The organism is Aromatoleum diolicum (genome assembly GCF_012910955.1).
Classification (GTDB): Bacteria; Pseudomonadota; Gammaproteobacteria; order Burkholderiales; family Rhodocyclaceae; genus Aromatoleum; species Aromatoleum diolicum.
The window spans coordinates 31,635-57,964 of sequence record NZ_WTVQ01000001.1 but is presented as its reverse complement, the minus strand read 5'-3'; the positions used below and the strand labels follow the sequence as shown (position 1 = coordinate 57,964).

23 protein-coding genes and 1 riboswitch are annotated in these 26,330 nt (G+C 63.1%); of the genes, 3 read left to right on the top strand and 20 right to left on the bottom strand.

The genetic code is table 11. The features are described from left to right. Positions 1-109 precede the first annotated feature (109 nt). The 13 genes from GPA25_RS00290 to GPA25_RS00230 form a co-directional block, all read right to left on the bottom strand. On the bottom strand, positions 110-3,400 hold the full coding sequence (locus GPA25_RS00290; RefSeq protein WP_169258352.1) for a PilC/PilY family type IV pilus protein: 3,291 nt from the start codon (positions 3,398-3,400) through the stop codon (positions 110-112). Between the two features lie 28 nt (positions 3,401-3,428). Further along, entirely contained in the window at positions 3,429-4,046 is a 618-nt protein-coding gene (locus GPA25_RS00285; protein WP_169258351.1) for a pilus assembly PilX family protein, read from the bottom strand. Beyond that, the gene (locus GPA25_RS00280) at positions 4,034-5,173 is read right to left on the bottom strand and encodes a PilW family protein (RefSeq protein WP_169258350.1); all 1,140 of its coding nucleotides are present in this window, start codon (positions 5,171-5,173) and stop codon (positions 4,034-4,036) included. The genes GPA25_RS00285 and GPA25_RS00280 overlap by 13 nt, the downstream gene beginning before the upstream one ends. After that, positions 5,170-5,664, bottom strand: a complete 495-nt coding sequence (locus GPA25_RS00275; protein ID WP_169258349.1) for a prepilin-type N-terminal cleavage/methylation domain-containing protein — start codon at positions 5,662-5,664, stop codon at positions 5,170-5,172. The genes GPA25_RS00280 and GPA25_RS00275 overlap by 4 nt, the downstream gene beginning before the upstream one ends. Then, the gene (locus GPA25_RS00270) at positions 5,658-6,173 is read right to left on the bottom strand and encodes a GspH/FimT family pseudopilin (RefSeq protein WP_169258348.1); all 516 of its coding nucleotides are present in this window, start codon (positions 6,171-6,173) and stop codon (positions 5,658-5,660) included. The genes GPA25_RS00275 and GPA25_RS00270 overlap by 7 nt, the downstream gene beginning before the upstream one ends. Beyond that, entirely contained in the window at positions 6,167-6,769 is a 603-nt protein-coding gene (locus GPA25_RS00265) for a type IV pilin protein (protein ID WP_281357670.1), read from the bottom strand. The genes GPA25_RS00270 and GPA25_RS00265 overlap by 7 nt, the downstream gene beginning before the upstream one ends. Positions 6,770-7,021: 252 nt before the next feature. Then, a complete protein-coding gene (locus GPA25_RS00260; protein WP_169258347.1) occupies positions 7,022-7,957 on the bottom strand; it encodes a phosphoribosylaminoimidazolesuccinocarboxamide synthase in 936 nt (311 codons plus the stop codon). Between the two features lie 45 nt (positions 7,958-8,002). Next, positions 8,003-9,298, bottom strand: a complete 1,296-nt coding sequence (locus GPA25_RS00255; protein WP_169258346.1) for a DUF3422 family protein — start codon at positions 9,296-9,298, stop codon at positions 8,003-8,005. A gap of 111 nt (positions 9,299-9,409) precedes the next feature. Next, on the bottom strand, positions 9,410-10,111 hold the full coding sequence (locus GPA25_RS00250; RefSeq protein ID WP_169258345.1) for a YiaD family glycine zipper/OmpA-like lipoprotein: 702 nt from the start codon (positions 10,109-10,111) through the stop codon (positions 9,410-9,412). 116 nt (positions 10,112-10,227) lie between these two features. Beyond that, positions 10,228-12,801, bottom strand: a complete 2,574-nt coding sequence (locus GPA25_RS00245) for a putative bifunctional diguanylate cyclase/phosphodiesterase (protein ID WP_169258344.1) — start codon at positions 12,799-12,801, stop codon at positions 10,228-10,230. Between the two features lie 116 nt (positions 12,802-12,917). Beyond that, positions 12,918-13,646: a methyltransferase family protein gene (locus tag GPA25_RS00240; protein ID WP_246265140.1), complete on the bottom strand. Its 729-nt coding sequence runs from the start codon at positions 13,644-13,646 to the stop codon at positions 12,918-12,920. Positions 13,647-13,706: 60 nt separating this feature from the next. After that, positions 13,707-14,084 carry an oxidoreductase gene (locus GPA25_RS00235; RefSeq protein ID WP_169258342.1) on the bottom strand — a complete coding sequence of 126 codons (378 nt, stop codon included), beginning with the start codon at positions 14,082-14,084 and terminating at the stop codon, positions 13,707-13,709. Between the two features lie 75 nt (positions 14,085-14,159). Then, entirely contained in the window at positions 14,160-14,708 is a 549-nt protein-coding gene (locus GPA25_RS00230; RefSeq protein WP_169258341.1) for a glutathione peroxidase, read from the bottom strand. A 196-nt stretch (positions 14,709-14,904) separates the two neighbouring features. Here GPA25_RS00230 and GPA25_RS00225 point away from each other — a divergent pair, with 196 nt between their 5' ends. Next, a complete protein-coding gene (locus GPA25_RS00225) occupies positions 14,905-16,770 on the top strand; it encodes a GGDEF domain-containing protein (RefSeq protein ID WP_169258340.1) in 1,866 nt (621 codons plus the stop codon). Between the two features lie 74 nt (positions 16,771-16,844). Here the strand turns inward: GPA25_RS00225 and GPA25_RS00220 are convergent, their stop codons facing one another. From GPA25_RS00220 to pyk, 5 genes are all read right to left on the bottom strand, one after another. Further along, on the bottom strand, positions 16,845-17,516 hold the full coding sequence (locus tag GPA25_RS00220) for a hypothetical protein (protein WP_169258339.1): 672 nt from the start codon (positions 17,514-17,516) through the stop codon (positions 16,845-16,847). A 64-nt stretch (positions 17,517-17,580) separates the two neighbouring features. Then, the gene (gene fba, locus GPA25_RS00215; protein ID WP_169258338.1) at positions 17,581-18,645 is read right to left on the bottom strand and encodes a class II fructose-bisphosphate aldolase; all 1,065 of its coding nucleotides are present in this window, start codon (positions 18,643-18,645) and stop codon (positions 17,581-17,583) included. A 161-nt stretch (positions 18,646-18,806) separates the two neighbouring features. Further along, positions 18,807-19,826, bottom strand: coding sequence for a peptidoglycan-binding protein (locus tag GPA25_RS00210; protein ID WP_169258337.1), 1,020 nt, complete (start codon positions 19,824-19,826; stop codon positions 18,807-18,809). A 145-nt stretch (positions 19,827-19,971) separates the two neighbouring features. Beyond that, positions 19,972-20,727: a 5,6-dimethylbenzimidazole synthase gene (bluB, locus tag GPA25_RS00205; RefSeq protein WP_169258336.1), complete on the bottom strand. Its 756-nt coding sequence runs from the start codon at positions 20,725-20,727 to the stop codon at positions 19,972-19,974. A 44-nt stretch (positions 20,728-20,771) separates the two neighbouring features. Continuing rightward, a riboswitch (cobalamin riboswitch) is annotated at positions 20,772-20,976 on the bottom strand. A gap of 42 nt (positions 20,977-21,018) precedes the next feature. After that, on the bottom strand, positions 21,019-22,467 hold the full coding sequence (pyk, locus tag GPA25_RS00200; RefSeq protein ID WP_169258335.1) for a pyruvate kinase: 1,449 nt from the start codon (positions 22,465-22,467) through the stop codon (positions 21,019-21,021). A gap of 206 nt (positions 22,468-22,673) precedes the next feature. Here pyk and GPA25_RS00195 point away from each other — a divergent pair, with 206 nt between their 5' ends. After that, positions 22,674-23,546 (top strand): cache domain-containing protein, encoded by an 873-nt coding sequence (locus GPA25_RS00195; protein WP_169258334.1) that lies wholly within the window; start codon positions 22,674-22,676, stop codon positions 23,544-23,546. A 122-nt stretch (positions 23,547-23,668) separates the two neighbouring features. After that, positions 23,669-23,917, top strand: a complete 249-nt coding sequence (locus GPA25_RS00190) for a hypothetical protein (RefSeq protein ID WP_169258333.1) — start codon at positions 23,669-23,671, stop codon at positions 23,915-23,917. An 89-nt stretch (positions 23,918-24,006) separates the two neighbouring features. Here GPA25_RS00190 and GPA25_RS00185 read toward each other — a convergent pair whose 3' ends face one another. Then, positions 24,007-25,191 (bottom strand): phosphoglycerate kinase, encoded by a 1,185-nt coding sequence (locus tag GPA25_RS00185; RefSeq protein ID WP_169258332.1) that lies wholly within the window; start codon positions 25,189-25,191, stop codon positions 24,007-24,009. A 58-nt stretch (positions 25,192-25,249) separates the two neighbouring features. Further along, complete coding sequence (gene gap / locus GPA25_RS00180; RefSeq protein ID WP_169258331.1) at positions 25,250-26,266, bottom strand: type I glyceraldehyde-3-phosphate dehydrogenase; 1,017 nt, start codon at positions 26,264-26,266, stop codon at positions 25,250-25,252. Between the last annotated feature and the right edge of the window lie 64 nt (positions 26,267-26,330).

The following is a 26,330-nucleotide window of genomic DNA, read 5'->3' as shown; positions in this document are numbered from 1 at the left end:
CCCACCGATACGAAACTTAGTCTAGTAAAGAAGCGACAAGTTCGCGAGTTGGTGCCGTGCGTCGCCGCCGCGCTCCGCGGGTGAGCGTGGCGGTGACGGGCAAGCGGCCTTACATCAGCTCGCGCCAGTAGATACGGCGCCATTTGACCGCTGATGGCGTGGGCGGCGCGGTTTCCGGAATTGCGGGGTTCTTGACGCCTTTGTCGGACATCCGGATCAGGGCGCGTTTTCCGGAGGACGTTTCAACGATAACGGGCCGACTGGCGAGGGCCGAGCCAAGGGACCAGCCGCTTTCGTAGGTTTCCGAACCCTTGGTGCTTTTCTTGACCGATCCGCCCGTGTCGCCGTCGACCGCGATGAACCAGCTCGAACCGCCGGGATCGCACAGCGCGTTCGTCGGCACGTTTGCCGTAAAGATCAGCACCCCGGCTGTGGTGATCGCCGGATGCGTGTTGATGCGGCTATTGGCCACCGGGATGTCGAAATACCAGCCGCGGTGGGTGCTCTGAAGGGGGTGGGCGGTCAGGGCGAAACTGGTGCTGGTCGAGCTGGCGGTTTTCTGACAGACGAAATCGCCATTGCCGCCGCCGTCAGGGCACGCGCTGCCATTGCTGCCCCGAATGTTCGGGAGGGTCGGGCTGGCAATCGACGCGTCATCGATGATGCCGTACATCGACTGCGTCTGGGTCGCATGCGCATTGGCTCCGGCCTCGCCTGGCACATCGCTGACACCCAGGTACTGGCCCGTGCCGACATACACGAAGAACTTGTCCGTCGTGCCGGAAACCTGTCGCACCACCGGCGCGGAACTGACGGGCTGCGGTGCTCCTGCGCCATCCTCGAGTTCGGCGATGTTGACGGCGGACCAGGTCGCGAGGTCGAAGCGCCAGACGTTACCGAGCAGATCCCCGCCATAGACATAGCGGGTGGTCTGCGTGGCTGATGCGCCACTCAGGCGCGCGAGATGCGCCAGTCCGGACGGGGAGCTCGGCGTGCCGACGCCGGTGGAGATTTCCCGGAGAATCCTGCCGTCACGCGGGTCGAGTGCCCAGACCCGGCCCTTGCCATCGCCACCGGTGGTGGTGCCATTGTTGTAGCCGGAGGTCACCAGTACCACCCAGCCATCGTTCGGGGTGCTGACGATCAACGGCGTGCCGAAACTGAATCCCATGTTCGCCTGTGAGCCCAGCGCTTCCCACATGACCTTGCTGGCCACGGCGCTTTCGCTTGCGGCAGCGGGGTCGGTGATGTCCAGCGCATAGTATCCGCGTCCGCCCTTGCCCAGCCCTCCGACCAGAATCTTCTTGCGGACCCCGGATATTGTCAGGTCGGCGACGGCCGGCGTGGCGTCGACGTAATAGCGGTGCACATAGGCCGGATCGGCGAGTTGCGCGAGGCTCGAATGCAACAATGCGGGGACATAGGCCCACAGTTCATTGCCGCCGGTGCTGCCGGTCGTGCCATCAAACGCATGCACCATGCCGTCATTGGCGGGTTGGTACACGACCGTGGTGCCGCTATACGTGACGATCACCGATTCGGCGTTGATGATGTCTCCCAGCAGACTCTGGCGGACGCGAAAAATCGGCGCGGTGGTGCCCCCTTCGTGGGTCCGGTCGCCGCGCAGATAGTCGATGACCTTGTCGGTCAGCCCGATGCTGTCATTGCGGTAATTGCCGGCGGTAAAGGCGCTTCCATTGGATCCATTGTACGAAACGATCTTGCGGCTGGTCTGCGGGCTGATCAGGGCATCGAGTTTCGCCTGCGCAGACCAGAGGGCGTCATCAGTCTGTCCGCTCTTGATCGGGAGCCCGGTGGCCTTGTCCAGCGAGAACGCTTCGAGATCCCCCGTCCAGTAGCCCGGGTTGTAGCTGGAGGCGTAGCTTGTATTGTTTTCGGCCAGCACGGAACTCGTCACCGCGACAGCCGCTGCAGCGGCATCCTTGGCCTGCGCGCTGCCGATGGCGCTGACAAAGGCCTTCTTCAGCGTGTCGGCGTTGTCCGCGGTCAAAAATAATCCCCCGCCCTGGGCTGCCGCTTCCTGCATCAGCGGATCGTTCTTCGCCTGCTCGTCGGCAAATCCGACGGTATAGGTGCGGACGTTGTTACCGGGCTTGGTACTTCCGCTTGGCGCCGTCAGGTCGGGCCGCAGATCGATTTCAAAGAGTGCCTGCGCGACATCGTCGAGATAGTCGCTGCCCGCCGATTCGTAGCTGTGGGGGCCACCTTTGTGTCCGTTATGGCTGCTTGCCGCGGCACCGGTTTTCTGATCGAAGGCCTTGGCCCCGTTTGTGGTGCAGGTGCCGCTGTCGCCGTCATAGTCGCAGAGGTAGGCATTGGTGCTGAGATCCTGGTCCTCCTGCGGCCTGCCATCGGTCATCAGGATGGCGTAGGACCTCTGGCACCAGTACTGCACCGGGCACGCGCTGCCCGTGCAACTGCCCGATGCGCCGCTAAGCGTGTGGGGTGAGGTCGATCCCTGCCGGAAAAGGTTGGCGACGCTGACCGTGGCCTGGCCGGTGGCGCCCGGGTGGATCGTGAGATTGCCGGTGTAGCCCCGCGTGAAGTAGTGGCCGATGTCCGCCAGGGTTTCGGCGATCGGTGTGCTGCCGGTGGCGCTCAGCGCGTCGATGCGGGTCTTCAGCGTGCCGAGCTGTGTCGCGTCCAGGTCGGCCACGCCCTGGGCAAGCACGCCGCCGGTGGTGCCATTGTAGGTCGCAAGGCCGAACCGGGCTTTGGTGGCGGTCGTGGCGCTTTTCAGGGGAACCGTATCGAGTGCGGCCTTGGCGCCCGCCTTGGCCATTTCGAGTCGGGTCTGGGTTCCAGGTTTGCGATCGGTCCAGCCGGTCTGGCTGCCGTTGCGGAAGTACCAGTTCAGGTAGCGCCCCGTATAGGCCGCGGGCAGATAGCTCGCACCGGATGCGGTCGTGCAATTGCTGCCGCAGGAGCCGGTGGTCAGCAGACGAACCCTGGTATACGTCGCATTGTCATCAAAGCACACTTCGCCGCTCGCGGTTCCCACGGCACATCCATTGGTACAACTGGTTGCCGTGCCGCCGGAACCGACGGGGCTCGCGAGCTCGACCTTGGGCGCACCGCTTACGATCCGCAGGGAAACGGCGTTGTCCGTCAGGATCAGCTTGTTGCGATCGGTACAGGCTCCCCCAAGGTATGAGGGAACATTCTTCGGGTCAGCTTCGAAAGGCGAGTCGGGAACGATGTTGCTCATCGAGCCCGAGTTGTCGAGCATGAGCATGAAATTGGGCGGCACATTGTTGCGTACCGCCATGGGGATGTCCGCAATGTCGGTGGCGGCTGCCATCGCCGATGGTGTGAATGATCCCGTCAGGGCTGCGCCAAGCACAAGCAGGGTCGTGATTCGACGAATCAGGGGCCTCACGGTCTTCTCCGGACTGGCAGGGTAGGGGTCACACGGCGGGGCCGACGATCATGGCTTCGTAATAATTGACGGTGCCGCGCGGTCCGCGTGCGCGGGTGATGACGCGAAAGTAGATGCCAAGCTCGTCGGGCGCTGTTTTTGCCGCGGTGGCCGGATCCAGATTGCACCGCGCCTTGATGCTGTCGGCGCTGCCGAGATCGGGCGACGAATCGCACTGGCGCTCGATGACGTACTGGATGCGGAAGCCCCCGGTGTCGGCAGTGCAATCGACAGTCTTGCCCCGCTCGTCCATGCAGGGAACGGCAGCGGTGTCCCACACGCCGTCTGCGGCGATTGTCGCCGCGCTCGAAAAATTGGGAGAAGCGGTCTGCTGCGTACTGAAATAGTTGCTCCTGGACGCGTAGCTGCCCGGGACAAGGTCTTCCCAGGCTTGGTCGAGGGCAATGTCCGACGCGTGCATCGTGGCCTGCCGGAAGGCGAGGTTGCCCGCAACCAGCGTGCCGGTATCGGTCGAGCGAATGACTGACGCCGCGGCGTAACTCATCAGCGCAAGAACGATGAGGGCGATGATCAGCACCACGCCGGATTGCCGCTTCTGCCGGTAAGCTGTCTCACGCGGGCGAATCCGCCGGTTTAGCGATTCCATGCGACGTTCCTCAGCGGCGTCACGGTTTCATGTATCCGGTAGCGGAAGTTCTGCCACGTCTTGCCGCTGGGGACGCTGGTTCCGGACAGGTCGAGCGTCAGCCCGCCGTCGAACACTACGGGCGCCGTACCGGTGACGACCGAGTTGTCGGATTCCTGGCTGCGGGCGACGATTGCGACGCGGATCGCCTTGACCCGTGCGAGCTCGTCGGCGGTGGTCGTCGCAGCGGATTTCCATGTGCTTATCGCATCGCTATCGGCATTGGCAATGCCGTACTGCGCCTTGAGCATCATGATATCCCCGGCCAGTTCGCTGTCACGGTAGGACGGCGTTCCGGTGCACGAAGGCGTGACCAAGGCATCATGGCGCAGCAGGCTATTGCACTGAACGCTGAAGCGCGTGTAGCTGAATTCGTCGAATTTGATCAGCACCGAGCCGACCGGGTAATCCGGCGCTGACGTGAATGCCTTCTTGGGATTGGGCGGGTTGTATTCGGATGCCTCCCCCGAGCCGTGGTTGACGTTGCAACCGTTGGTGCCGTCACTGCATTTGCCGGTGATGTCGGTGATCTGGATCAGGGTGCAGGGGTCCGTGGTGTTGGGCAGGGGACGCGCGACCATCACAAGATCATTGGCCTGAAGCAGGTCGCGGGGCTCGGTTACCTTGATCACCGACGATGAGATCGGCATCTCCTTGGTGACCGCCACGACCAAGCCCCCGCTGAGCTTCGGAGGGGTGAGGAGCAGGTCGATCGTGTCCGATCCGGCGCTTCCCCCGTCGGTGATTCTGACCGCCGGATAGGCATTGCCGGTAGGCGTTCCGTCGAAAACGGTGGTGCCGCCCTTGTACATATTGATGCTCGGGCACATCGCCGCGACCGCGCTGCTGAAGACGGCTGCGCCGGCCATTCTCGTGTTGCGGTCAAGTATGTCGAGCCCCAGCTGCGCGCCCTCCGCCGCACTTACTCCGGATCCGGTAATGCGGAACTGCTTGCCAATGGCGCTGATCGATGAGGTGATCGCCATCGTGATGATCAGCCCGATCACAAGGCCGATCATCAGCTCGACAAGTGAGAATCCGCCTTGCCGCGCGGGCCGTGCAACAGACGAAGTACCGAAACCGCTCATGACGTCGGCCCCTGCCACTGGAATCGGCTGGTGACGGAAAGACTGCGCGAATCCCTGACGGCACCGCCTGCATGCGCCTGTTTGTAACGCCCGCTCCATTCCAGCGTGACGGTGAGGAATCCGGTAGTGACACCATCCGGCCGCGCGATGGTGATGCTCGCGCCGTCGAACATGGCGCACGCGTCCGATGCCCAGACGGCGGCAGGATGAATTGTGGAAACGCCCGCGCTGCAGGCCGTCTTGCCCAACAGGAAGTCCGATGAGGGGTCGGGGTTTCCCGTCGTGGTGTCCTGGAGCGAAATCTGGCTAATCAGCTTGTTGATGACGAACGCGGCATTTGCGCGGTCCTGCGCGTCCATGCTGAACTGCACGGCCCGTGCCTGCATCTCGATCAGGCCAAGGGCGCCAAACGAGAAGACAAGAATTGCGATCAGACCCTCGATGAGGCTGAAACCCGCATGCGGATGCGGCGACTGTTTTGTGGTCAGCATTTCTTCGGGTCATTTGCGACGGTCAGCGTGGGGTCGCACAGACGGGTTTGGCCGCCGTTATGGATCTCGATTCTCCAGTCGTTTATTCCCGCTATGCCGGCGCTGACATCGATCTGCGCCAGGCGTGCCACGGAGGTGTCCACCAGACCGGACGAGACGAAGGTCACGGCTGTCTGGTTGGCATTGGTCGTGGTGGTGAGTCGTGCGTTTCCGCCACCCGGAGCCGCCTGAATGGTGCTCACCGGGTTGACGGTCGCGATGGTCCAGTCGGTCGAGCCGGCGGTGAGCGTAAATTTGACCGGCTGGTTGCGGCGCAGCGCTTCTGATCGTGCCAGCAGCAGGCCGGCCATTACCGTGTCCGCCCCACTGCGGACGCGGAATCTCGCCAGCATCATTTCGAAGCTGGGGCCCGCGAGTCCTACGATAATCATCAGAATCGAAATCGTGGTCATGGCTTCGATGAGGGTGAAGCCTGCGATATTCGCGCGACGCACGGGGTATTTCAGCATGTCCCGCCTTGCCGAGTGATCCAGCAATTGAGTGGCAAGCCGCTGGCTCCGGGAAATGCCGTCGTCTGGCGGTTGTTGTTGTGATCGACAGTGAAGCTGAACCCGGCCATGCCGACAGCGCCCTTGCCCGTTGCCGTGGCAAGGAACTGCTGGCTGTCTGCGCCGTTGTTGCTGCAACTGAAAACGAAGGAATCAGTCGATGCGACGCCCACCCCGCATGAGCTGGCGGTCGACCCGTAATTGCGATTGTCTTGGTAATACTGTTCCAGACGAATGCGCAGGGTGGCGAGTTCGTTGGTCGCCTCGGTAATCCGGCTGCGACGGATATACTCGGAGTAGGACGGGATCGCGATAGCCGCGAGGATTGCAACCACGACAACGGCAATCATCAGTTCTATGAGGGTAAAACCGCGGCAGGCCGAGATTCCGGACCGGTGCAGATCGTTGCGCAGCCTACGTGAGCTGGCGATGTCCCGGCATGCTCGGGTGGAGTTGCCACTAGTCATCATGAGGTATTTATTTGGCAGCACGCCAGACTCGAATTCTTGCGGGTGGCGGGAACAGACGGATGAAACCCCGGATTCCACAATCGTCATATTCGCGAGCGCAGTGTGCGGTATGTCACGGGAGTAGCAATCCGGGCCGATTCTACCGACCCATCAGCAAGCTGCCAACAAGGCATCGCATGGTTTCCATGATCTGGGTCACGGCTACCGGTATATACCTGTCGGCGACGGGGTTTCTGCCGAGGATCGGGAGGACGGATTCGGGACAGCCAGCACGACATTGCGCCCTGCGCGAAAGGCGAGCTTTCAGGCAGGGCGCAGCCGCATGGGCGAAGTGCTTGTTCAGTCCAGCGTTGCGCCCGTCAGGCGTTCATAGGCTTCGCGATATTTCGCTGCGGTACGGGTGGTCACTTCCGCCGGCAGCGACGGGCCGGGTGCCTTCTTGTTCCACGTGAGCGTTTCGAGGTAGTCGCGCACATACTGCTTGTCGTAGCTCGGCGGGCTGATGCCTTCACGGTAACTGTCGGCGGGCCAGAAGCGAGACGAATCCGGCGTCAGCGCCTCGTCGATCAGATGCAGCGTGCCGGCTACGTCGATGCCGAATTCGAACTTGGTGTCGGCGATGATGATGCCGCGTCCGGCGGCGTAATTTGACGCTTCGGTGTACAGCGCGATCGCTGCGTCACGCGCTTGCGCGGCGAGTTGCGCGCCGTTCTTGCCGGTGCCGGCGAGCACGTCGGTCAGTGCGGCGGCGCAGCGCGTCTGGGCTTCCTCGAAGGAAATGTTTTCGTCGTGATCACCGACGTCGGCCTTGGAAGCCGGGGTGAAGATCGGTGACGGCAACTTGGCCGCCTGCTTGAGCCCCGCGGGCAGCTTGATGCCGCAGATCGCGCCGGTGTCCTGATAGTCCTTCCAGCCTGAACCGATCACGTAGCCGCGCACCACGGCCTCGATCGGCAGCGGCTTCAGGCGCTTGACCACCAGTGCGCGGCCACGTACCTGGTCGCGTTCGTCGGCAGCGACCACCGATTCGGGGTCGATGCCCGTGAGCTGGTTCGGCACGATATGGCCGAGCCGGGCGAACCAGAAGCCCGCCATCGCGGTCAGCACGCGTCCCTTGTCCGGAATCGGATCCGGCAGGATCACGTCGAACGCCGACAGGCGGTCGCTGGTGACGATCAGCAGCTTGTCGGCGTCGACCGCGTAGATGTCGCGCACCTTGCCGCGGCCGAGCAACGGCAGGCTCTTGATGGAGGATTCGAACAGGGGAGTGGCCACGATGGAAGCTCTTTCAGGGCAAAACGCAATTATAGGGCAGCTTGCTCAATGCCCGGCGTCGCCATCTTCGGCGGCGAGCTGACGTCGCATCCGGCGCAGGCCGAGTGCCACCAGGCCGGCAATGAGCGGGATCGACGCCGCCGTCACGACTTCGGGTGTCGCCGGGGAGATGTATTCCTTCGCACCCTTGGCGAGGTACTGCACAAGCTGCGAGCCGTAATAGGTGATTGCCACCACCGACAGACCTTCGACCGTCTCCTGCAGGCGCAGCTGCAGTTTCGCACGGCGGTTCATCTGGGCGAGCAGTTCCTGGTTTTGGCGCTCGAGCTCGACATCGACCCGCGTGCGCAGCAGCTGTGAGTTGCGCGCGATGCGGCTGGAGAGATCCTCCTGTCGCCGGGCGATCGTGGCGCAGGTGTCGATGGCCGGCGCAAGGCGCCGTTCCATGAACTCGCGCACGGTGGGAAACCCCCTCAGCCGGACTTCGCGCAGGTCTTCGATGCGCTGCCGGACCAGCCGGTAGTACGCCGCCGCCGCGCCAAAGCGAAAGGTGGTACGGGCTACCGAGCGCTCGACATCAGCGGCGAGCCGGGTGAGGCGGCCGAGCACGATGCGCTCGTCTTCAGGCGAGCCGGCGCTGCCCATGCTGTCCATGAGGTCGGCAAGTTCGTCTTCGGAGCGCGCCAGCAAGCGCCTGATGTCCTTGGCGACCGGAAAGGCGAGGAGGGCCATCATGCGATACGTTTCGATTTCCAGCAGGCGCTGCACGGTGCGACCTGCCTGGCGCGGCGTAAGGGAAGCGTCGAGCAGCAGGAAGCGCGAGAAACCGTCGGCGATCTGAAAGTCGGTAAACACCCAGCCAGCGCCGTCCGCCACCTGCGAGGCCACGGTGGTCATGCCGGTCGGCGATAGTTGTGCAAGCACCGTATCGGGCGCGACCTCGCCGACGCTGCGCAGCTCGATGTGGGTCGCGACGATCAGCTTGCCGGGGATTTCCTTGCGCCAGCCGGCCGGGATTTCCAGCAGGGCATGCTCAGCTGCGGCGTCGGTAGTGTCGATACGGCGCACAAAGGTGTAGCTGGTGAATTCGCTGTGACGTTCCCACTTGAGGCGAAATCCTCCCGCATCGAGGAAAACGTGACCTGACGTGGTGTCCGGCGCCGGCAAGGCGAGTTGTTCGGCCAGTTGGCACAGGTGCGCAGCTTCCCGCTCAGCACTGCCATTGACGTGGAAAAAGGCGAGGTAGGTGACGAACTCCGGCGTTTCCAGCGTGACCGGAGGCCGTGCGTGAAGCTCGCTATTGAGGGCTTGGCGTTGCGGGTGCTCGTCGAACAGGGGCATGGCGGGCGCGCAAATCGGGGGGATCCTGCTAGGGTACCGGTCCCCCGACCGCGGCGAAAGCCCCGTCGTACGGGGCGTCGCGGATGCGCCACAGGGATGGCTCGCGATGAGTCAATAACGTGACGGTTGCGTTGCGGGTTGTTGCATCGGTTGCTGGGCCTGATCCTGCGTCGGCACGATCAGTACTTCAACGCGCCGGTTCTGCGCCCGCCCCTGCAAGGAACCGTTGTCGGCGACCGGGCGCGTCATGCCGTAACCGACTGCAACCAGTCGGTTCGATTCGACACCGCGCTGGATCATGTGGCTGCGTACTGCCTCGGCCCGGTTTTCCGACAGGGTCTGGTTGTAGGTGGCCGACCCGGTGGCGTCGGTATGTCCCTCGACCTGCACCACGGTGCCGGGGTACTGGCGGATGCTCTGTGCGAGCTGGTTCAATACCGGCTGGAACTGCGGTTTGACATCGGCGCGGTTGGTATCGAAAGTGATGTTTTCAGGCGCCTGCAGACGGATCGTGTCACCCTGGCGCTGGACTTCGACGCCGGTGCCGGCCATCTGGTTGCGCAGTTCCGCTTCCTGCTTGTCCATCTGTCGACCGACGAGGCCGCCGACCGTCGCGCCGATGGCTGCGCCGATCAGGCCGCCCTTGGTCCTGTCGCCCGAGCCCGCGACGACGTTGCCGAGCACCGCGCCCGCGCCGGCACCGATTGCCGCGCCGCGAGTGGTCTGGGCATGTTCACCGTAGAAAGGGTTCTGCGCGCAGCCGGCGAGGGCCAGCAAGGATGCTGTTGCGATAGCAAGCGATGTCTTTTTCATCAAGGCCTCCATTGTTCGGGTTGTCAGAGGCCTTTCATTCTGCGCGCTTTGCCGGTCCCGGGAGTGTGGCAAGCATAACGAATTGTAAAACCTCGGAGCAAAACCCCGGTCAGGCCTCAGAACAAATGCACATCGAGCGCTTCGGCGATGGACGGCGTCGGTCGGCGAATGTGATAGCCCTGTGCGAGGTCGATCGACTGTTCGACCACCTTCGCGAGCACTTCGTCGTCCTCGACGTATTCGGCGACGGTGCGGATACCGAGGTCGCGGCTCAGCGCGACGATGCTGCGCACGAGCGCACGGTCCTTGTCGTTGTGTTTCATGCCGAGGATGAAGTCGCCCTCGATCTTGAGGAAGTCGATGGGGAAGCGCTTGACATAGTGGAAGGACGAGAAGCCCGAACCGAAGTCGTCGATCGCCAGGCGGAATCCTTCGGCACGCAGGGTGTTGATGAAGCGTTCGAGCAGCGCCATGTTCTTGATGGTTTCGCGCTCGGTAATTTCGAACACGATGCGCGCGGGATCAAAACCGGATTCCGCAGCAATGCGCCGCGTTTCCTGGATGAAGTCGTTGAGCACCAGTGCGCGCGGTGACATGTTGAGGAACAGCAGGCCCTGGTAGTTCGCCTTGCTGGCGTCGGCGAGGGCCCGTTCCATCAGGATGTAGTCGAGCTTGTGCATCAGCCCCATTTTCTCGGCAATCGCGACGAAGGCGTCGGCAACGAGCAGTGAGCCGTCTTCGAGGCGGATGCGCGCCAGCACCTCGAGCGCTTCGACCACACCGGTTTTCGGGTTGATGATCGGCTGATAGAAAGGGATCACGCCACGCGCTTCGACGGCCGCGAGAATCAGCATGCTCTTCTCGGACAGCGAACGGAAGACTTCGACCACATCCTGCTCGGTCGGCACGGCGAGACGTCCCTTACCTTCGGCCTTGGCGCGATACATCATGCTGTCGGCGAACAGGAACAGATCCTTGGTCTCGACCGCATGATCGGGATAGACGGCCATGCCGATCGAGAGCGACCCGGTGACGCGCGCGCCGTCGGGAGCTTCAATCGACAGTGCCGTGACCGCATCCACGATGCGCTGGGCGACTTCGACGGTGCCGTCGAGATCGGTTTCGGGCAGGATCGCGACGAATTCGTCGCCACCATAGCGTGCCAGCAGATCGTCTTCGCGGATGGAATGGCGTATCGCGGCGGCGACTTCCTGCAGCAGTATGTCGCCGAAGCCGTGCCCGTAGGTGTCGTTAACCGACTTAAAGTTGTCGGCATCGATCATCAGCAGGCCGAACTTGTAACCGTGACGTCCCGAGCGTGTCGCCTCGCTGTCGAGCAGTTCCCAGAACACACGCTGGTTGTACAGGTTGGTCAGCGGGTCGCGCGTGGCGTAGTACTCGAGTTCCTTGGTGTATTTGTCGATCGCCTTCACTGATCCGACCACGTTGAGCAGCGTCGACAGGATGCTCTCCACGACCAGCCAGCGCGTCGTGTCGCTGCCTGCCTGAGCCTGCATGCCGATGCCGACGATGCCGCCGATTTTGGGCGCTTCGACAAGCAGCGACTTGGTCTGCACCTCGATATCGGTACGCACCAGTTCGGGTGCCGCACGCGAGTTGTCGGCGATGTTGTGTTCGATGCTGACCGCGTAGCCGCCGGCGAAATACGGATTGCGGCTCAGCGACTCCTTGACGGTGTCTTCGAACAGCCGCTTGCTCTCGGCTGTCGGGGTATAGCGCCAGAACACTTCGAGATCGAAGATGTCGTCACCGATCTTGAATATCGAGAACAGCGCATAGGCCGGCATGACGCCGTCGATGTCGATGAGCAGACGATTCACATATTCGCGCCAGTCCTTCACCACGTCCGAGGTGAGAATGAATTTCTCCAGCAGGCGAATCTCGAACTCGAGCATTTCCTTGTCGACGGCAATGCTGCGCACACGCTCGGTAAGCTGTTTGACTTCGGCTGCGACGGGACTGAATTCGTCGAAACCGAAGTCCAGCGTCGCGTTCTCGAGCTGCCGCAGGTCGGCCAGCCTGTTGATCGAACGGATGTTGGTCGCAAACACGCCAATGGCGCGATTGAGGCGGCGGCGGATGTAGGCCACCATCAACAGCGTTGCGATGATCGCCACCGGGATGATTGGCGCGAATGCGAAAAGGAACTGGCGGTTGCCGGCCTCGAGCAACGGGGTGATGTCCTGGCGGACATCGATGACGCCGAGCACCTCGCCGGGGCTGGCGTTGGTGTGGCATTGGCGGCATTCGGCCTCTGCGCGCAGTGCATGGATGAAGCGCACTTCCGGCCCCTTGTCGAGACGCTGGCTCTGGCCGTCGGCGATCACCCGGAGAATCGCGGCGTCCATCTCCCTCTGCCGGATTTCTCCGAACAGTTCGGTCACGCGCGGCGCACGATAGATCTCGATCTGATGCTGGGTCTTGTCCACCGAGCGCTGGATCGCCTGGATGAATTCCTCCAGTTGATTGCGCGACCAACCCGTGCGCATCAGCTGGAACATCGACTGGAAGGTCATCTCGGCAAAGGTGTTGGCATCGCGCATCGCCTCTTCGCGCACCGAACGTTCGAAGAGACTGGATACGACGTAGTGTGTTGCGGCCACGAGCGCCGTCGAAAACACCACCGCTGCAATCAGCAGGAGTCCGCGAATGGTCTTGATTGGAGTCATCGAATCTGGATGTCCTGGACGTGGACGCGCGCAAAACGGCAGACCCGATAGATCCGTCCGTTCGGCGCCGAAGGCGAAACTGTAATAACCCGTAACAAATAGGGATTTTTCGCGGACTATACTCCGCCGCCCGGTTTCCTCAAAGACCCGGCATCCCGTCCCGCCTTGCCGCATTCGGCGAGCGCCTGGGCCTCGGCCTTGCTCAGGGTCCGCCCGGGGAAGGGCACAAGTCCGCTGACGCGCTCGCGATAACGTGCGTAGGCAGCACCGTGAATTTGCAGCAGCTTGCGCTCCTCGAGCAGCGAGCCAAGCCACAGATAGGCGGTGATGCACAGCGCCGAGATCAGGCGTGCAGCATCCATGTCGCGCGTCCACAGGATCACCAGCCCGAGGAAGTACCAGGGATGACGGACGTAGCGATGCAGCGGTGAAATCCGCAGTTGCGCGTCTTCGTCCGCCACCGCCTCACGCGCGCGCCACTGCGTCAGCCCGGTAAAGCTTTGCATGTCGTAGTGGCGACTCGTCCAGCCGAAAGCGGCAATCGCCGCGAAGGCCAGCGCATTCGCCAGCCACGCCCAGGCGCCCGACCAGCGCCATAGCAGGGGGCCGCTGAAGGCGAAGGTGAGCCACAGTGGCGGCAACAGCAGCAAAGCAGCCAGTGCATTGAACGCGAGTCGGTAACTGCGCATGGCGCCCGGCCAGCGTTGCGCGACCCGGTGCTTGATGGCCACGGAGGCCAGCAGCGAATGAATCCCCGCGTACACGCCCCATGCGAAGAGCAACAGCGTGATCTGTGTGGCGGAGAGGGGCATGGCAGAGGCGGACTCGGAGATGGACTGCGCCATGCGTGCCTGCCACCCTGCGACCTGCGGCTCGGATGCGTGGCAAGCGACGTGACGCGCGACTCAGTCGTAGTCGATCGAGCCGTGTTTGGTCGAAACGAGCTTGCCCTGCGAGAGCGACATCAACAGCACCGCGATCAGTTCATGCATGATGATGGTGTGGTGATTGCCGGTTTCCTGGAAATGGTTGCGCAACTGCTCGCGCACTTTTGCGACACCGGTGACATCGATGATGATGTCTACGCCATTGCCCAGTCGGGCCAGATCCATGAAGTCGTTGGTGGTGCGCACGCCACGTTCCTTTGCCAGCCGGATGCCCGGTTGGGCGTCCGACAGATCGGCAACGCCGACCAGTTCGACGAAGGAAGCGTCAAGCAGCTGGCGCAGCAGGGGGGTGCCGGTTTCGCCGGCGCCGATGAGGCCGATGCGAATCGATTGCATGTCAGAAGGCTCCAAGGTAACTGGCGCGAGACTATACACCGGCGGTCGGCGATCCTGCGCCCCCGCTGGCTGCACTCATAGCGCGCGCTCGATGGCCGCGCGCACTTCGGGGGCGTCCGGCTCGACCTGGCTGGGAAAGGTCGCGACCACCCGGCCGTGGGAGTCGATCACGTATTTATGGAAATTCCAGCGTGGCGCCTCCGATTGTCGTGCCAGTTCGCGAAAAACCGGATGCGCATCCTTGCCGCGAACGCTGATCGGCGCAAACATGTCGAAGCTCACCCCGTAATTCACAAAGCACACCTTTGCCGCTTCGGCCTCTTCGGCTGCCTCCTGGCGGAAATCATTGGAGGGGAAGCCCACCACTTTCAGTCCGCGGTCCTTGTATTGGCGGTGGAGCGTCTCGAGTCCCTTGAACTGCCCGGTGTAGCCGCAGTGGCTGGCGGTATTCACGACCAGCAAGGGGGATCCGGCGTAGCGCTGGCGCAGGTTCAGGACTTCGTCGGAATGCAGCCGGCGCATCGAATGATCGAGGAACGCCGGGCCACTGGCCGGCTCGACCGCCAATGCCCCCTGAGGCATGAATATCAAGGCGCAGATTGCCGGGAAAAGTGAACGGGTCATGATTCTCGCTCCGGAGGGTGTTGAATGTGACCAGGTCGGATGCTGCGAGTTCGCGCGATCCGACCCTTCGATGCGCTGTCCGAAAGACGTCAAGAATCGGCCTGGCACGCGTGTTACAAGATTTTTCGGGGCATAATCGCGCCACTAAATATATAAGAAGCTGTGGGCGCGATGTATCGCGCCTCCAGGAGCACGAATGAATCTCAACCGCAAGATGACTCTGCTGTTTGGCGGCATCGCCCTGGGCACCCTGGTGATGCTGGTGGTAATTAGCCTTTATGCATTTCGCAGCTATTCGATCGCATCTTCAACCGCGCACGTTCGTACTGCTGCGGAGATGGTGCGGGTGCATCTGACCGAGGCGATGATTCATGGCACGATCGACAAGCGCGAGCAGTTTCTCGACCGGCTGATGGAGGTTCAGGGGCTGCGCTCCGCCCGGGTCATCCGCTCCCCCTTCGTCAATGAACAGTTCGGCGCGGGCATGACCCGCGAGATGCATGCCGACGCGATCGAAAAGCTGGTGCTTGCGGACGGGCAGCCTCGCTACGTCATCCTCGACGAGCGTGGCGATTCGGTCTTTCGCGGCACCATCCCGTTTGCCGCTTCCTCGCGCGGCACGCCGAACTGCCTGCAATGTCATAAAGTCGCCGAGGGAACCGTACTCGGCGCTGTTACCATGGAGCTGTCGCTGACCGAACTCAAGCGCCAGGCTTTGATGACGGTGGCATCGATCATCCTGACCGTGGCCGCCTTCTCGGTGCTGTCCATCCTCCTGGCGCGGCGCCTGATCCTGCCTGTCGGGTCCACCGCGCAGGCGGTCGAGCGGGCTGTGCAACGTGCCTTGAAGGGTGACTTCAAGGGGCGCGTGGAAAAGCGTACCGACGACGAAATCGGCCAGATCGCGACAGAGACCAACAGCCTGCTCGTCTTCCTTGACGATGGCCTGGCGCGCATCAGCCAGCGCGTGGTGCAGCTCACCGGCCGCACGCTGCGCCAGGACGACAACCAACTGGAAGTCGCGATCGACATGGTCAATGGGCTGGCCGATGCATCGAGCTTCAAGCAAGCCATCGAGGAAGACGAAACCAAGGCCGAGATTTTCGACCGCTTCGGTCGCGTGCTGATCGACAGCTTCGGCGTGCGCGAATTTTCGATCTACGAAACCTCCGGCCCGAAACAGCTTGAACCACTCAGCGTAGACGGCAACGCTGGCGGCGCCTGCCGCTGGTGCGACCCGCAAATATTGGTGCGCAGCGATATGTGCCGCGCCAAGCGTTCCGGTCATCCGGTCGACGGGTTGAGCCAGCCGGGCATTTGCTACGCATTTCGGCAACCCGAGGACAGTGGCGTGCCGCGCCGTCATTTCTGTGTGCCGATCATGCAGTCGGGTTCGGTCGGCAGCATCATCCAGCTGGTCGTGCGCGAATCCGATGCGGCCCGTTTCCAGTCGCAGGTTCCCTATGTCAATGTGTATGTGCGCGAGATGGCGCCGGTGCTCGAAGCGAAGCGGCTGACCGAGACCCTGCGCGAATCCTCGTTGCGGGACGCAATGACCGGTCTGAACAACCGGCGCTTCCTGGAAGAGTACGTCGATACGCTGATCGCTTCCGCACGCCGGCGCAAGACCCAGATTGCAATCTTGTTGCTTGATCTCGACTACTTCAAGGTGGTCAACGACACCTACGGCCACGATGCCGGCGATGTGGTGCTCAAGGCGCTCGCGGGGACGCTGAAGAATTCCGTGCGCGCTTCGGACATGGTGATCCGCTTCGGCGGTGAGGAATTCCTGATCGTCCTGCAGGAAACCGAGGCGGCGAATGCATTGAAGGTGGCGGAGAACATCCGTGCCACGGTCGCCGACATGAAGATCCAGGTCGGTGGTGCCGTTCTGCAGAAGACCATTTCGATTGGCCTGGCCATGTTTCCGGATGACAGCGAAACTTTCTGGCAGACCGTCAAGTTTGCCGACGTGGCGCTCTACCGTGCCAAGGACGACGGACGTAACCGGGTCGTGCGCTTCAACCCCGATATGTGGCAAGGGCACGCCGAGTCTTACTGAAGGCCGGCTTGGCCCCGGTGCGTGCCCCGGGGAACCGGGGGGCGAACCCGGCACCGGCGGCCACGCCGTGCCGGTCAGGCCGTTTTTTGCCAGTGGCTGATCAGTGGATCGCGGTGCGTGGCCAGTTCGGCGAGCGCAACCTCGATGACCGGCCCGCTCAGGGTGTGGCCGGCGCAGCCGGCGCGTAGCTGCACGCCGGTGCCACTGACCTCGATCAGCAGAGGCGGCTGATTCGCCTGAAGCCGGCTCTGACGGTCCTGGTCGCTTAGCAGGACGCTGCCGTTGGTCAGGTTCAGACGCCCGTTGAGTGCAGCATCCTTGCCGGAGCTCAGCCGGGCACTGACCACGCAGGGCACCATGCGAAAATCGCCGACCAGCGCAAGCGCGTGCCGGCGCAAGAAACGGGCACGTTCGGCTTCCTGCACCGGAAGCTTGCCGCCTGTGCGCCGTGCCAGTTGGGTGAGCTCGTCGTCCGTCAGGTGCGGACCTGCCGCGACCAGCGCCTCGCGCGGCACCGGCGCCGCCGCGGTGTTCAGTACGTCGATGTGATGATGATGCGATACGACCGCGATCCCGGCCTTTCCGAGCTGTTTCGCAGTGATCGTGGGCATCCCCTGCAGCACCATCGCACCGAGCAATTCCTGAATGGCCTTGCACAGCTTTTCATGGCTCTCTTCGAGAAAGGCCGGTGGTGCCTCGAGCTCGAACTCGAACGCGACATTCAGCTTCAGATTGGCTTTGGACATGGAGTCGGCCGCGCTCTGCGCCGCCCTGTACAGGGCGGCGACGAATCGCGGATGGGCCGTCGCGTTAGCGAACGACCTGGGTGAGTTCTCCCGCCTTGTAGCGCGCGGCGATTTTTTCCAGCGATACCGGCTTGATGCGGCTTGCCTGGCCGGCGCAGCCGAAGGCCTCGAAGCGCGCCTTGCACACCAGCTTGGCGGCTTCGCGCGCCGGCTTCAGGAATTCGCGCGGATCGAACTTGGACGGGTTCTCGAAAAGGAATTTGCGGATCGCACCGGTCATCGCCAGGCGGATGTCGGTGTCGATGTTGATCTTGCGCACGCCGAACTTGATCGCAGTCTGGATTTCCTCGACCGGCACGCCATAGGTTTCCTTCATGTCGCCCCCGTACTGACGAATGACCTCCAGCAGCTCCTGCGGCACGCTCGACGACCCGTGCATCACCAGGTGGGTGTTCGGCAGGCGCGCGTGAATGGCCTTGATGCGGTCGATCGCGAGAATGTCGCCGGTGGGTTTGCGCGTGAATTTGTAGGCACCATGACTGGTGCCGATGGCGATCGCCAGCGCGTCGCAGTCGGTCTGCTTGACAAAGTCGGCAGCCTGGTCGGGGTCGGTGAGCAGCATCGAATGGTCCAGCGTGCCTTCCGCGCCGACTCCGTCTTCCTCGCCCGCCTGACCGGTTTCCAGCGAGCCCAGGCAGCCGAGTTCGGCCTCGACGGTCACGCCGATGGCGTGCGAGAACTTCGCCACCTCGCGGCTTACCGCAACGTTGTATTCATACGAGGAGGGCGTCTTGCCATCTTCCAGCAGCGAACCGTCCATCATCACGCTGGAAAACCCCGAGCGGATTGCGCCCATGCAGATTGCCGGCGACTGACCGTGGTCCTGATGCATGACCACGGGGATTTGCGGGTAGGCCTCGATGGCGGCGTCGATCAGGTGGCGCAGGAAGGCTTCGCCGGCGTACTTTCGCGCACCGGCCGAGGCCTGCATGATGACCGGGCTGTCCGCCTCGGCGGCCGCTTCCATGATCGCCTGGACCTGCTCGAGATTATTGACGTTGAACGCCGGCAGTCCATAGCGGTTTTCGGCGGCGTGATCGAGCAGCTGGCGCATGGAAACGAGGGGCATGGTACTTCTCCGGGTAGATTGCGGGCACAGCAGGTGTGCGATTTGATTTAGCGCGCATTTTACCGCCAGACGGCGGGCGATGGGTCCCGGGCGCGTTGCCAACGGTTTCAAGAAAGAAAACGGCCCGGGCTTGGCCGGGCCGTCGTGGGAGGTGATCGTGCTTACTTGAGCAGTTCGGCTTGTGTTGCCGGATCGAGGCGGCCGGTGACGGGGATGTTGCGTTCGGCCTGGTACTGACGCAGTGCATTCTGCGTCTTGCCGCCCATCTTGCCGTCGGGTGTGCCGGCGTCAAAGCCGAGCTTGTTGAGCTTCGTCTGCGCATCGCGCAGCCCCATCGTGCGACCGGAGTAACCAACCGGCTGCGAGGCTCCTTCGACCCCCAGGCGGCCGCCCGTCCCGAGTCCGCGATCGCCCATGCTTTGTGCCGTGTAATTGCGCACCGCACGTACCAGCTGGTTGTAAGAGTCCATGAAAGCGCCCGCGATGACCTTGCCCTGCGGGGTATTCGTGTAACCGCCGAGGCCGGCTGCCGCACCGCCACCGCCGATCAGGCCGCCAAGACCGAAATCGGTGTTCTTGGCGCTGCCTTCGGCCGCGCCGACCTGTACGCCCGAGCGGTTGTCGACAAGCGTCAGCATGGTGGCGGCCTCATTAGTTTTCATGTTGCCGACAAGCGCCCCGATGACTCCCCCACCTATCGCGCCGGCGGCAGCACCGAGACCGCCAGTTCCACGCTCGCTGAACAGCACCTCGGGTGTCAATGAATAGTCGGCACTGACCATCTGCCCCTTGCCGAAATTGCTGCCGGCGCGCAGTTCGCCGCTCTGCTGCAGCGCGCGTTCCTGTTGCATGTTGCCCATCGCACGGCCGCGGTCGACGACGATGAAGCAGTTCGACTGCTGTATCAGCAGTCGTAGCACGGGGACCGTCGAGGTCAGCCGGTACTGACCCGACAGGATGTGGTACCAGGAGGCGTTCTGGTCTTCGATCACGGCGATGGTGCCCAAGGAACGGTCGCAGCGTTCGAGCTGACCGCTGGCGTTTTCCGCCGTTGCACCCCCCGCAGCACCGGTCGCTGGCGTTTTCGCGCCCGCATCGCCCATCTTGATCGGCATGGAGTCGCAGCCGGAAAAGAGGGCCGCTGCGCCTGCAAGGGCGAGAATTTTGAGCTGTGCGTTCATGATTCTTATTCTCCGCTCGAGGGTCCGATATTCTTTTATAGCCGGACTCGGCGATCAAACAAGGGGGGCACGGCGCTAATCAATCGAAATACTTTCGACGGGCCTTCGGTACTCAATGCAGGAGTGCGTAGTGAGGGCGCCTGTCCTAGGTCGGAGGGATTCCCCGGGACGCATCCTCTTGCGCGCGTCGCAGTGCATCGCGCAGGACCACTCCGTCGGGGCGATCTCCCCCCCAGCCGTCGAAGTGGACCAACTCGTCAAGCGGCAGCCGCTGACGCCAGCCCGCCGTCTGTAGTTCCGGTTGATCGAGAAAATGGCTGACATGGCCGACGCACAGGTAGGCGATGGGGATGATGCGCTCCGGCAGCGACAGGATCTCGCGGATCGCCGACTGCCGGAATATGCTTACCCAGCCTACGCCGAGGCCTTCGGCGCGGGCCGCGAGCCACAGGTTCTGGACTGCGCAGACGGTGCTGTAGATATCCATCGCCTTGATGTGCGTGCGTCCGATCACGACCGGCCCGGCACGGTCGCGATCGCAAGTGATGCACAGATTCACGGGAGCTTCGAGAATCCCCTGCAGGCGCAGGCCTGAATACACTTCGCGCTGCTTGCCTTCGAACATCTGCACCGCTTCTGCATTTGCGACCGTGAAGGCATCGTGCACGCGCTGCTTGACGTGCTGGTTGCGGATTACGACGAAGCTCCACGGCTGCATGAAGCCGACCGAGGGCGCAAAGTGCGCCGCCGTGAGGATGCGTGCGAGCACGTCGTCGGCGACCGGGTCGGGCAGGAACTGGCCGCGCACATCGCGGCGGGCGAGGATGTTGCGATAGACGGCGGCGCGTTCCGCGTCGTCAAAATGATGGTGGGCCTGGTGGCCCGGAGTGGAGTTCTTCATGGATTCCCCTTCTGAAGCACGATGGACGGCAAGCGGGCCTGCCCGCCGCAATTCTCCTCCTGGCCGGTCTTCTGACTCGGGATCATCCCGCGCCGCGCCTTCCCGACCCGTCGGTCAGTGGCATGTTGCGGCGGCGGTCCCCCTTACAGCGTTGGGCACGCTGCGGAATCGGCGCCCCGGGACGGGGGACGCCTTACCGCATTCCCGATTCTCCCGCCGATGGCGGGCACCTGGAGGCAGTCTTTTGCACGAGCGCGCGAGTCTAACAGCTGTGATCCTGCGGACGACCTTCTATTGCTCGGTGAGCTGCGGGGCGGAGTGTTCGCCGACGCGCACGATCTTCAGCGTATTGGTGCCGCCGGAGGCGCCGATGGGTTCGCCGATGGTCAGTACGATCAGATCACCGCGCTCCACCACGCCCTGGTCGAGCAGGATCTGCTCGGCCTCCCACAGCAGGACGTCACGGTCCTGGTGTGATTGCGACATCAGCAGCGGGAACACTTCGCGATACAGCGTCATCTGGTTGCGTGCGGCAACCTCAGGGGTCAGCGCGTAGATGGGCACGCCGCTATTGAGGCGGCTCATCCACAGCGCGGTCGAGCCGGTTTGCGTCAGGGATGCGATGGCCTTGACCTTCAGGTGCCAGGCGGTCCAGATCGCGGCCATCGCGATCGACTGATCGATGCGCGTGAACACGCGGTTGAGTACGTCGCGGTCGAGCGTGACGTCGGACGATTTTTCCGCTTCGAGGCACACACGGCTCATCGCCTCGACGACTTCGACCGGATATTTGCCGGAGGCCGTTTCGGCCGACAGCATCACCGCGTCGGTGCCGTCGAGCACGGCGTTGGCGACGTCCGACACTTCGGCGCGCGTCGGTACCGGGCTGCCGATCATCGACTCCATCATCTGTGTCGCCGTGATCGTGAGCTTGTTGCGGTCGCGCGCGGCGCGGATCATCTTCTTCTGCAAGGCCGGCACGGCCGCATCGCCCACTTCCACCGCGAGATCGCCGCGCGCGACCATGATGCCATCCGATGCGTCGAGGATTTCGTCGAGATTGGCCACCGCTTCGGTGCGTTCGATCTTGGCTATGAGCAGCGCGTCGCAACCCGCCGCACCCAGCAACTGGCGCGCCATGTACATGTCGGCGGCGCTCTTGGGGAAGGAGACGGCAACGAAATCGACGCCGATCTGCGCAGCGGTCTTGATGTCGTCCATATCCTTGGCGGTGAGCGCCGGTGCGGTCAGGCCGCCGCCCTGGCGATTGATGCCCTTGTTGTTGGACAGCTCGCCGCCGACGCGCACCAGGGTATGGATTTCCGCGCCGACCACGCGAGTCACAATCAGCTTGAGGCGCCCGTCGTCGAGTAGCAGCACGTCGCCGGACTTCACGTCCTTCGGCAGGTTCTTGTAATCCAAGCCGACGCGCCCGCTGTCGCCCAGTTCGCAGCGCGCGTCGAGGATGAACTCCGCGTCCTTCTGCAGGTGCACGCGGTCACCTGCAAATTTTCCGACACGGATTTTCGGGCCCTGGAGGTCGGCGAGAATGCCGACCGGTCGTCCGGTGCGCGCGGACGCATCGCGAATTGCCGTCGCACGGGCGACATGGTCTTCCGCCTTGCCGTGCGAAAAATTCATCCGCACGACGTCGATCCCGGAATGGACCATGCGTTCGAGCACTTGCGGGTCGGATGAGGCAGGGCCGAGAGTCGCGACGATCTTGGTGTGGCGGGGCATGCTGTCTCCGTAGCGGTTCGCGTGTCGTGGCGCCAATTCTACCCGTGCGGGATGCGTGTCCCACACATGCAGCGGAGTCCGGCTAATGTGCAGGATGAGTGGTTGTAGTGGGAAGCGGGATTGCTCGCCACTGTTGTGCTTCTCGACAAATACTCCAAGTTCCGATAGTTTTGCCTGCAGCAATTCAACCGGGACTTTCAATCGCCATGAAAACGCTTCGCATTTTTTCGCTGTGCCTGCTCGGCATGGCGCTGTTGCCCGCCCAAGCGGCCGAATCCGCGTTCTCCGCGGGGCAGGCGAGTCTCGTGCAGCGCGCCGACGAAAAGCGCAGCCAGCACTTGCTCGACAGGGCCGTGGCGCGTTTTCGCGCGGTGGGCGATGCCGCGCTCGAGGAATTCAACCGCTCCCCGGATTTTGTCGACCGCGAACTCTACGTCTATGCCCTTGCGCTGGACGGCACGATGCTCGCCAGCGGCGGATCATCGGTGGCCCTGGTGGGGCGCAATGTTGCGACGATGAAGGACGCCGCAGGCAAGGCGTTCTTCCGTGAAATGCTCGACACCGCGGCGCAGGCCGAATCGGGGCGGGTGGAGTACCGCTGGCTCAACCGTGTCGACAAGCGCGAGGAACCCAAAGTCACGCTGTTCCGCAAGGTCGGCGAGCGGATTATCGCGGTTGGCTACTACGTGCCGCGCGCGACGCCCGCGCAGGCCAGGGAACTGCTGGACCGCGCGGTGGCCGCGTTGAAGGAAAGGGGCGAGGCAGCGATCGGGGCGTTCAATGCGATCGACGGCGGGTACATTCAGGATGACCTGTACGTGTTCGTGATCGACTTCAACACGCAGCGCTTCCTCGCGCATGGCGCGACCCCGAAGATGGTCGGCAGTGACGGGCGCTTGCTGCGTGATCCGAAAGGCAAGCCGATTGTCGCGGACATGCTCAACATTGTCGGTCGCAAGGGCGAGGGCGAACTCGAATACGCATGGCGCAACCCGGTCACAGACAAGGTCGAGACCAAGCACTCCTTCCTGCGCAAGGTCGGTGACATGCTGGTGGGGGTGGGGTATTACACGCGCTGAGATGCAGAGGGTTGACATCGGACAATATCTGCGCGCCCTGAATCCCTGAAAATTCATGCCGGTTCGGGTATTGCGCTTACGCGTGCCCGATGGCTGTTTGAGACCCTGAAGGAAAAGCACCAATGATCGACGACGTTACCCGTTCCCTGCTCGACAACCTGCCGCGTGGCGGCAGCTACGATTTGTCAGTTGCCCATGACCCTGCAAGTGACATGCACGCACTGACCATCATGATTGACGGTCAGGCGTTTCAGCCGGGTATCGGCTACGAGAGCAGTGACCATTTCGAGTTCGATCGCGAGCAGATTGCGGAATATCTGCTTACGCGCAAGCAAAAGTGCGGCGGTTGCGGTACCTGCCGCTGCGGCTGAGTACGCCCGGAGCAACAAAATGAACGGCCACCCTCGGGTGGCCGTTCGTCATTTCTCCCGATCGTGCGATCGGGCTGCAGCGACGTGTGTCAGTCCCTGAAGCGGGCTTCCAGCGCCTCGATGGCGGGCAGTGTCTTGCCTTCGAGGAACTCCAGAAAGGCGCCGCCGCCGGTCGAGATGTAGCCGACGTCCTGGGCGATGTGAAACTTGGCGATCGCCGCCAAGGTGTCGCCACCGCCGGCGATGCAGAAGGCCTCGGAGTGGGCGATCGCCGATGCCATCATCTTGGTGCCGCCGGCAAACTGGTTGTGCTCGAACACGCCTACCGGGCCGTTCCAGACGATGGTGCCGGCGTGGGCGATGATGTCCGTGAGTTTGGCCGAGGTTTTCGCGCCGACGTCGAGGATGCGGTCGTGGGGGCCGACTTCGTCCACCGGGATGCGGTTGGCGCGGGCGAGGGCGGAGACTTCGTCGGCGACGACGACGTCGACAGGCAGCGGCACTTCGGCGCCACGCGCTTTCATCAGGTCCATGATCGCCTGGGCTTCCTTGACCAGTTCCGGTTCGGCGAGCGACTCGCCGATGCGCTTGCCGGACGCGAGCAGGAAAGTGTTGGCGATGCCGCCGCCGACGATCAGCTGATCGACCTTCTCGGCCAGCGTCTTGAGAATCGTGAGCTTGGTCGACACCTTCGCTCCGCCGACGATTGCCACCAGCGGACGGGCCGGATTCTCGGTAGCCTTGGTGAGCGCGTCGATCTCCGCGCCCATCAGCATCCCGGCGCAGGCCACCGGGGCGAAGCGTGCGATGCCATGCGTGGTGGCTTCCGCGCGGTGGGCGGTACCGAAGGCATCATTGACGTAGATGTCACACAGCGCGGCCATCTTTCTCGCCAGTTCCTCGCTGTCCTTCTTTTCGCCCTTGTTGCAGCGGCAGTTCTCGAGCAGTACGACTTCGCCCGGCTTGACGTCGACGCCGCCGTCGACCCAGTCGCGGATCAGGCGCACCGGCTTGCCGAGCAGTTCGCCCAGGCGCACGGCGATCGGCGCCAGCGTGTCTTCGGCGCGACATTCGCCTTCGGTCGGACGGCCCAGGTGCGAGGTCACCATCACTGCAGCGCCGTTGTCGAGGCAGTACTTGATGGAGGGCAACGAAGCGCGGATGCGGGTGTCCTCGACGATGTTGCCGGCTTCGTCCTGCGGCACGTTGAGGTCCGCACGAATGAAGACGCGTTTGCCGGAAACGGCGAGATCGGCGAGTTTCTTGACTTGCATGGATTTCATCCAGATGAAAAAACGCCCCGCGCGAAGGGCAGGGCGTCGGGTTGCGAGCTTACTTGGCCTGATGCAGGACGCGCGCGGCGTCGAGCATGCGGCAAGAGTAGCCCCATTCGTTGTCGTACCACGCCAGCACCTTGACCAGGTTGCCGTCCATGACGCGCGTCTGAGTCGCGTCGAACACCGACGAGTGCGAGTCGTGATTGAAGTCCATCGACACCAGGGATTCCTCATTGACCGCCAGCACGCCCTTCAGCGCGCCCTTCGAGGCTTCCTTCATCAGCGCGTTGATCTCTTCCTTCGAGGTCGCACGGCTGGCGGTGAAGGTCAGGTCGACCAGCGACACGTTCATCACCGGCACGCGCAGCGCAAAGCCGTCGAACTTGCCCTTCAGCGCCGGCAGCACCAAGCCGACGGCCTTCGCGGCGCCGGTCTTGGTCGGGATGATGTTCTGTGCTGCGGCACGCGCACGGCGCAGATCCTTGTGGCGCACGTCGACCAGCACCTGGTCGTTGGTGTAGGCGTGCACGGTCGTCATCAGCCCCTTCTCGATGCCGATGTTGTCCTGCAGTACCTTGGCGACCGGCGCGAGACAGTTGGTCGTGCACGAGGCGTTTGAAACCACGGTCATCGCGGCGGTCAGGATGTCGTGGTTCACGCCATAGACGATGGTCGCGTCTACGTCGTCGCCGCCGGGGGCCGAGATCAGGACCTTCTTCGCGCCCTGCTTGAGCAGCACTTCGGCCTTGGCCTTGGCGGTATAGGCGCCGGTGCATTCGAGCAGCACGTCGACCCCCAGGTCGCCCCAGTTGACCCCCAGCGGATCCTTGGTGGAGAAGAAGGGAATGCGGTCGCCATTGACGATCATGACGTTGTCGCCTTCGGTTTCGACCGGGAAGGCGAAGCGACCATGGGTGGTGTCGTACTTCGTCAGGTGGGCATTGGTCGCCAGGTCGCCGGAGGCGTTGATCGCAACGACTTCGAACTGGTCGCGCAGACCAAGTTCGTAGACAGCGCGCAGCGTGCAGCGACCGATGCGGCCGTAGCCGTTGATGGCGATTTTGATGGTCATCGAGGATTCTCCCGGAGCATGGATACGAACATCACAACTTAATCGGCAACGCCGGCGCCCGTGA

Coding starts and splice junctions, on each gene's coding strand:
- bluB (WP_169258336.1), bottom strand. CDS start 20,727: ATGAAGAACTCCACTCCGGGCCACCAGGCCCACCATCATTTTGACGAC.
- GPA25_RS00220 (WP_169258339.1), bottom strand. CDS start 17,516: ATGTCCAAAGCCAATCTGAAGCTGAATGTCGCGTTCGAGTTCGAGCTC.
- GPA25_RS00245 (WP_169258344.1), bottom strand. CDS start 12,801: ATGACTCCAATCAAGACCATTCGCGGACTCCTGCTGATTGCAGCGGTG.
- GPA25_RS00195 (WP_169258334.1), top strand. CDS start 22,674: ATGAAAACGCTTCGCATTTTTTCGCTGTGCCTGCTCGGCATGGCGCTG.
- pyk (WP_169258335.1), bottom strand. CDS start 22,467: ATGCCCCGCCACACCAAGATCGTCGCGACTCTCGGCCCTGCCTCATCC.
- fba (WP_169258338.1), bottom strand. CDS start 18,645: ATGCCCCTCGTTTCCATGCGCCAGCTGCTCGATCACGCCGCCGAAAAC.
- GPA25_RS00230 (WP_169258341.1), bottom strand. CDS start 14,708: ATGACCCGTTCACTTTTCCCGGCAATCTGCGCCTTGATATTCATGCCT.
- gap (WP_169258331.1), bottom strand. CDS start 26,266: ATGACCATCAAAATCGCCATCAACGGCTACGGCCGCATCGGTCGCTGC.
- GPA25_RS00265 (WP_281357670.1), bottom strand. CDS start 6,769: ATGACGATTGTGGAATCCGGGGTTTCATCCGTCTGTTCCCGCCACCCG.
- GPA25_RS00275 (WP_169258349.1), bottom strand. CDS start 5,664: ATGCTGACCACAAAACAGTCGCCGCATCCGCATGCGGGTTTCAGCCTC.
- GPA25_RS00255 (WP_169258346.1), bottom strand. CDS start 9,298: ATGCCCCTGTTCGACGAGCACCCGCAACGCCAAGCCCTCAATAGCGAG.
- GPA25_RS00270 (WP_169258348.1), bottom strand. CDS start 6,173: ATGCTGAAATACCCCGTGCGTCGCGCGAATATCGCAGGCTTCACCCTC.
- GPA25_RS00235 (WP_169258342.1), bottom strand. CDS start 14,084: ATGCAATCGATTCGCATCGGCCTCATCGGCGCCGGCGAAACCGGCACC.
- GPA25_RS00285 (WP_169258351.1), bottom strand. CDS start 4,046: ATGGAATCGCTAAACCGGCGGATTCGCCCGCGTGAGACAGCTTACCGG.
- GPA25_RS00210 (WP_169258337.1), bottom strand. CDS start 19,826: ATGAACGCACAGCTCAAAATTCTCGCCCTTGCAGGCGCAGCGGCCCTC.
- GPA25_RS00250 (WP_169258345.1), bottom strand. CDS start 10,111: ATGAAAAAGACATCGCTTGCTATCGCAACAGCATCCTTGCTGGCCCTC.
- GPA25_RS00240 (WP_246265140.1), bottom strand. CDS start 13,646: ATGGCGCAGTCCATCTCCGAGTCCGCCTCTGCCATGCCCCTCTCCGCC.
- GPA25_RS00280 (WP_169258350.1), bottom strand. CDS start 5,173: ATGAGCGGTTTCGGTACTTCGTCTGTTGCACGGCCCGCGCGGCAAGGC.
- GPA25_RS00190 (WP_169258333.1), top strand. CDS start 23,669: ATGATCGACGACGTTACCCGTTCCCTGCTCGACAACCTGCCGCGTGGC.
- GPA25_RS00185 (WP_169258332.1), bottom strand. CDS start 25,191: ATGCAAGTCAAGAAACTCGCCGATCTCGCCGTTTCCGGCAAACGCGTC.
- GPA25_RS00225 (WP_169258340.1), top strand. CDS start 14,905: ATGAATCTCAACCGCAAGATGACTCTGCTGTTTGGCGGCATCGCCCTG.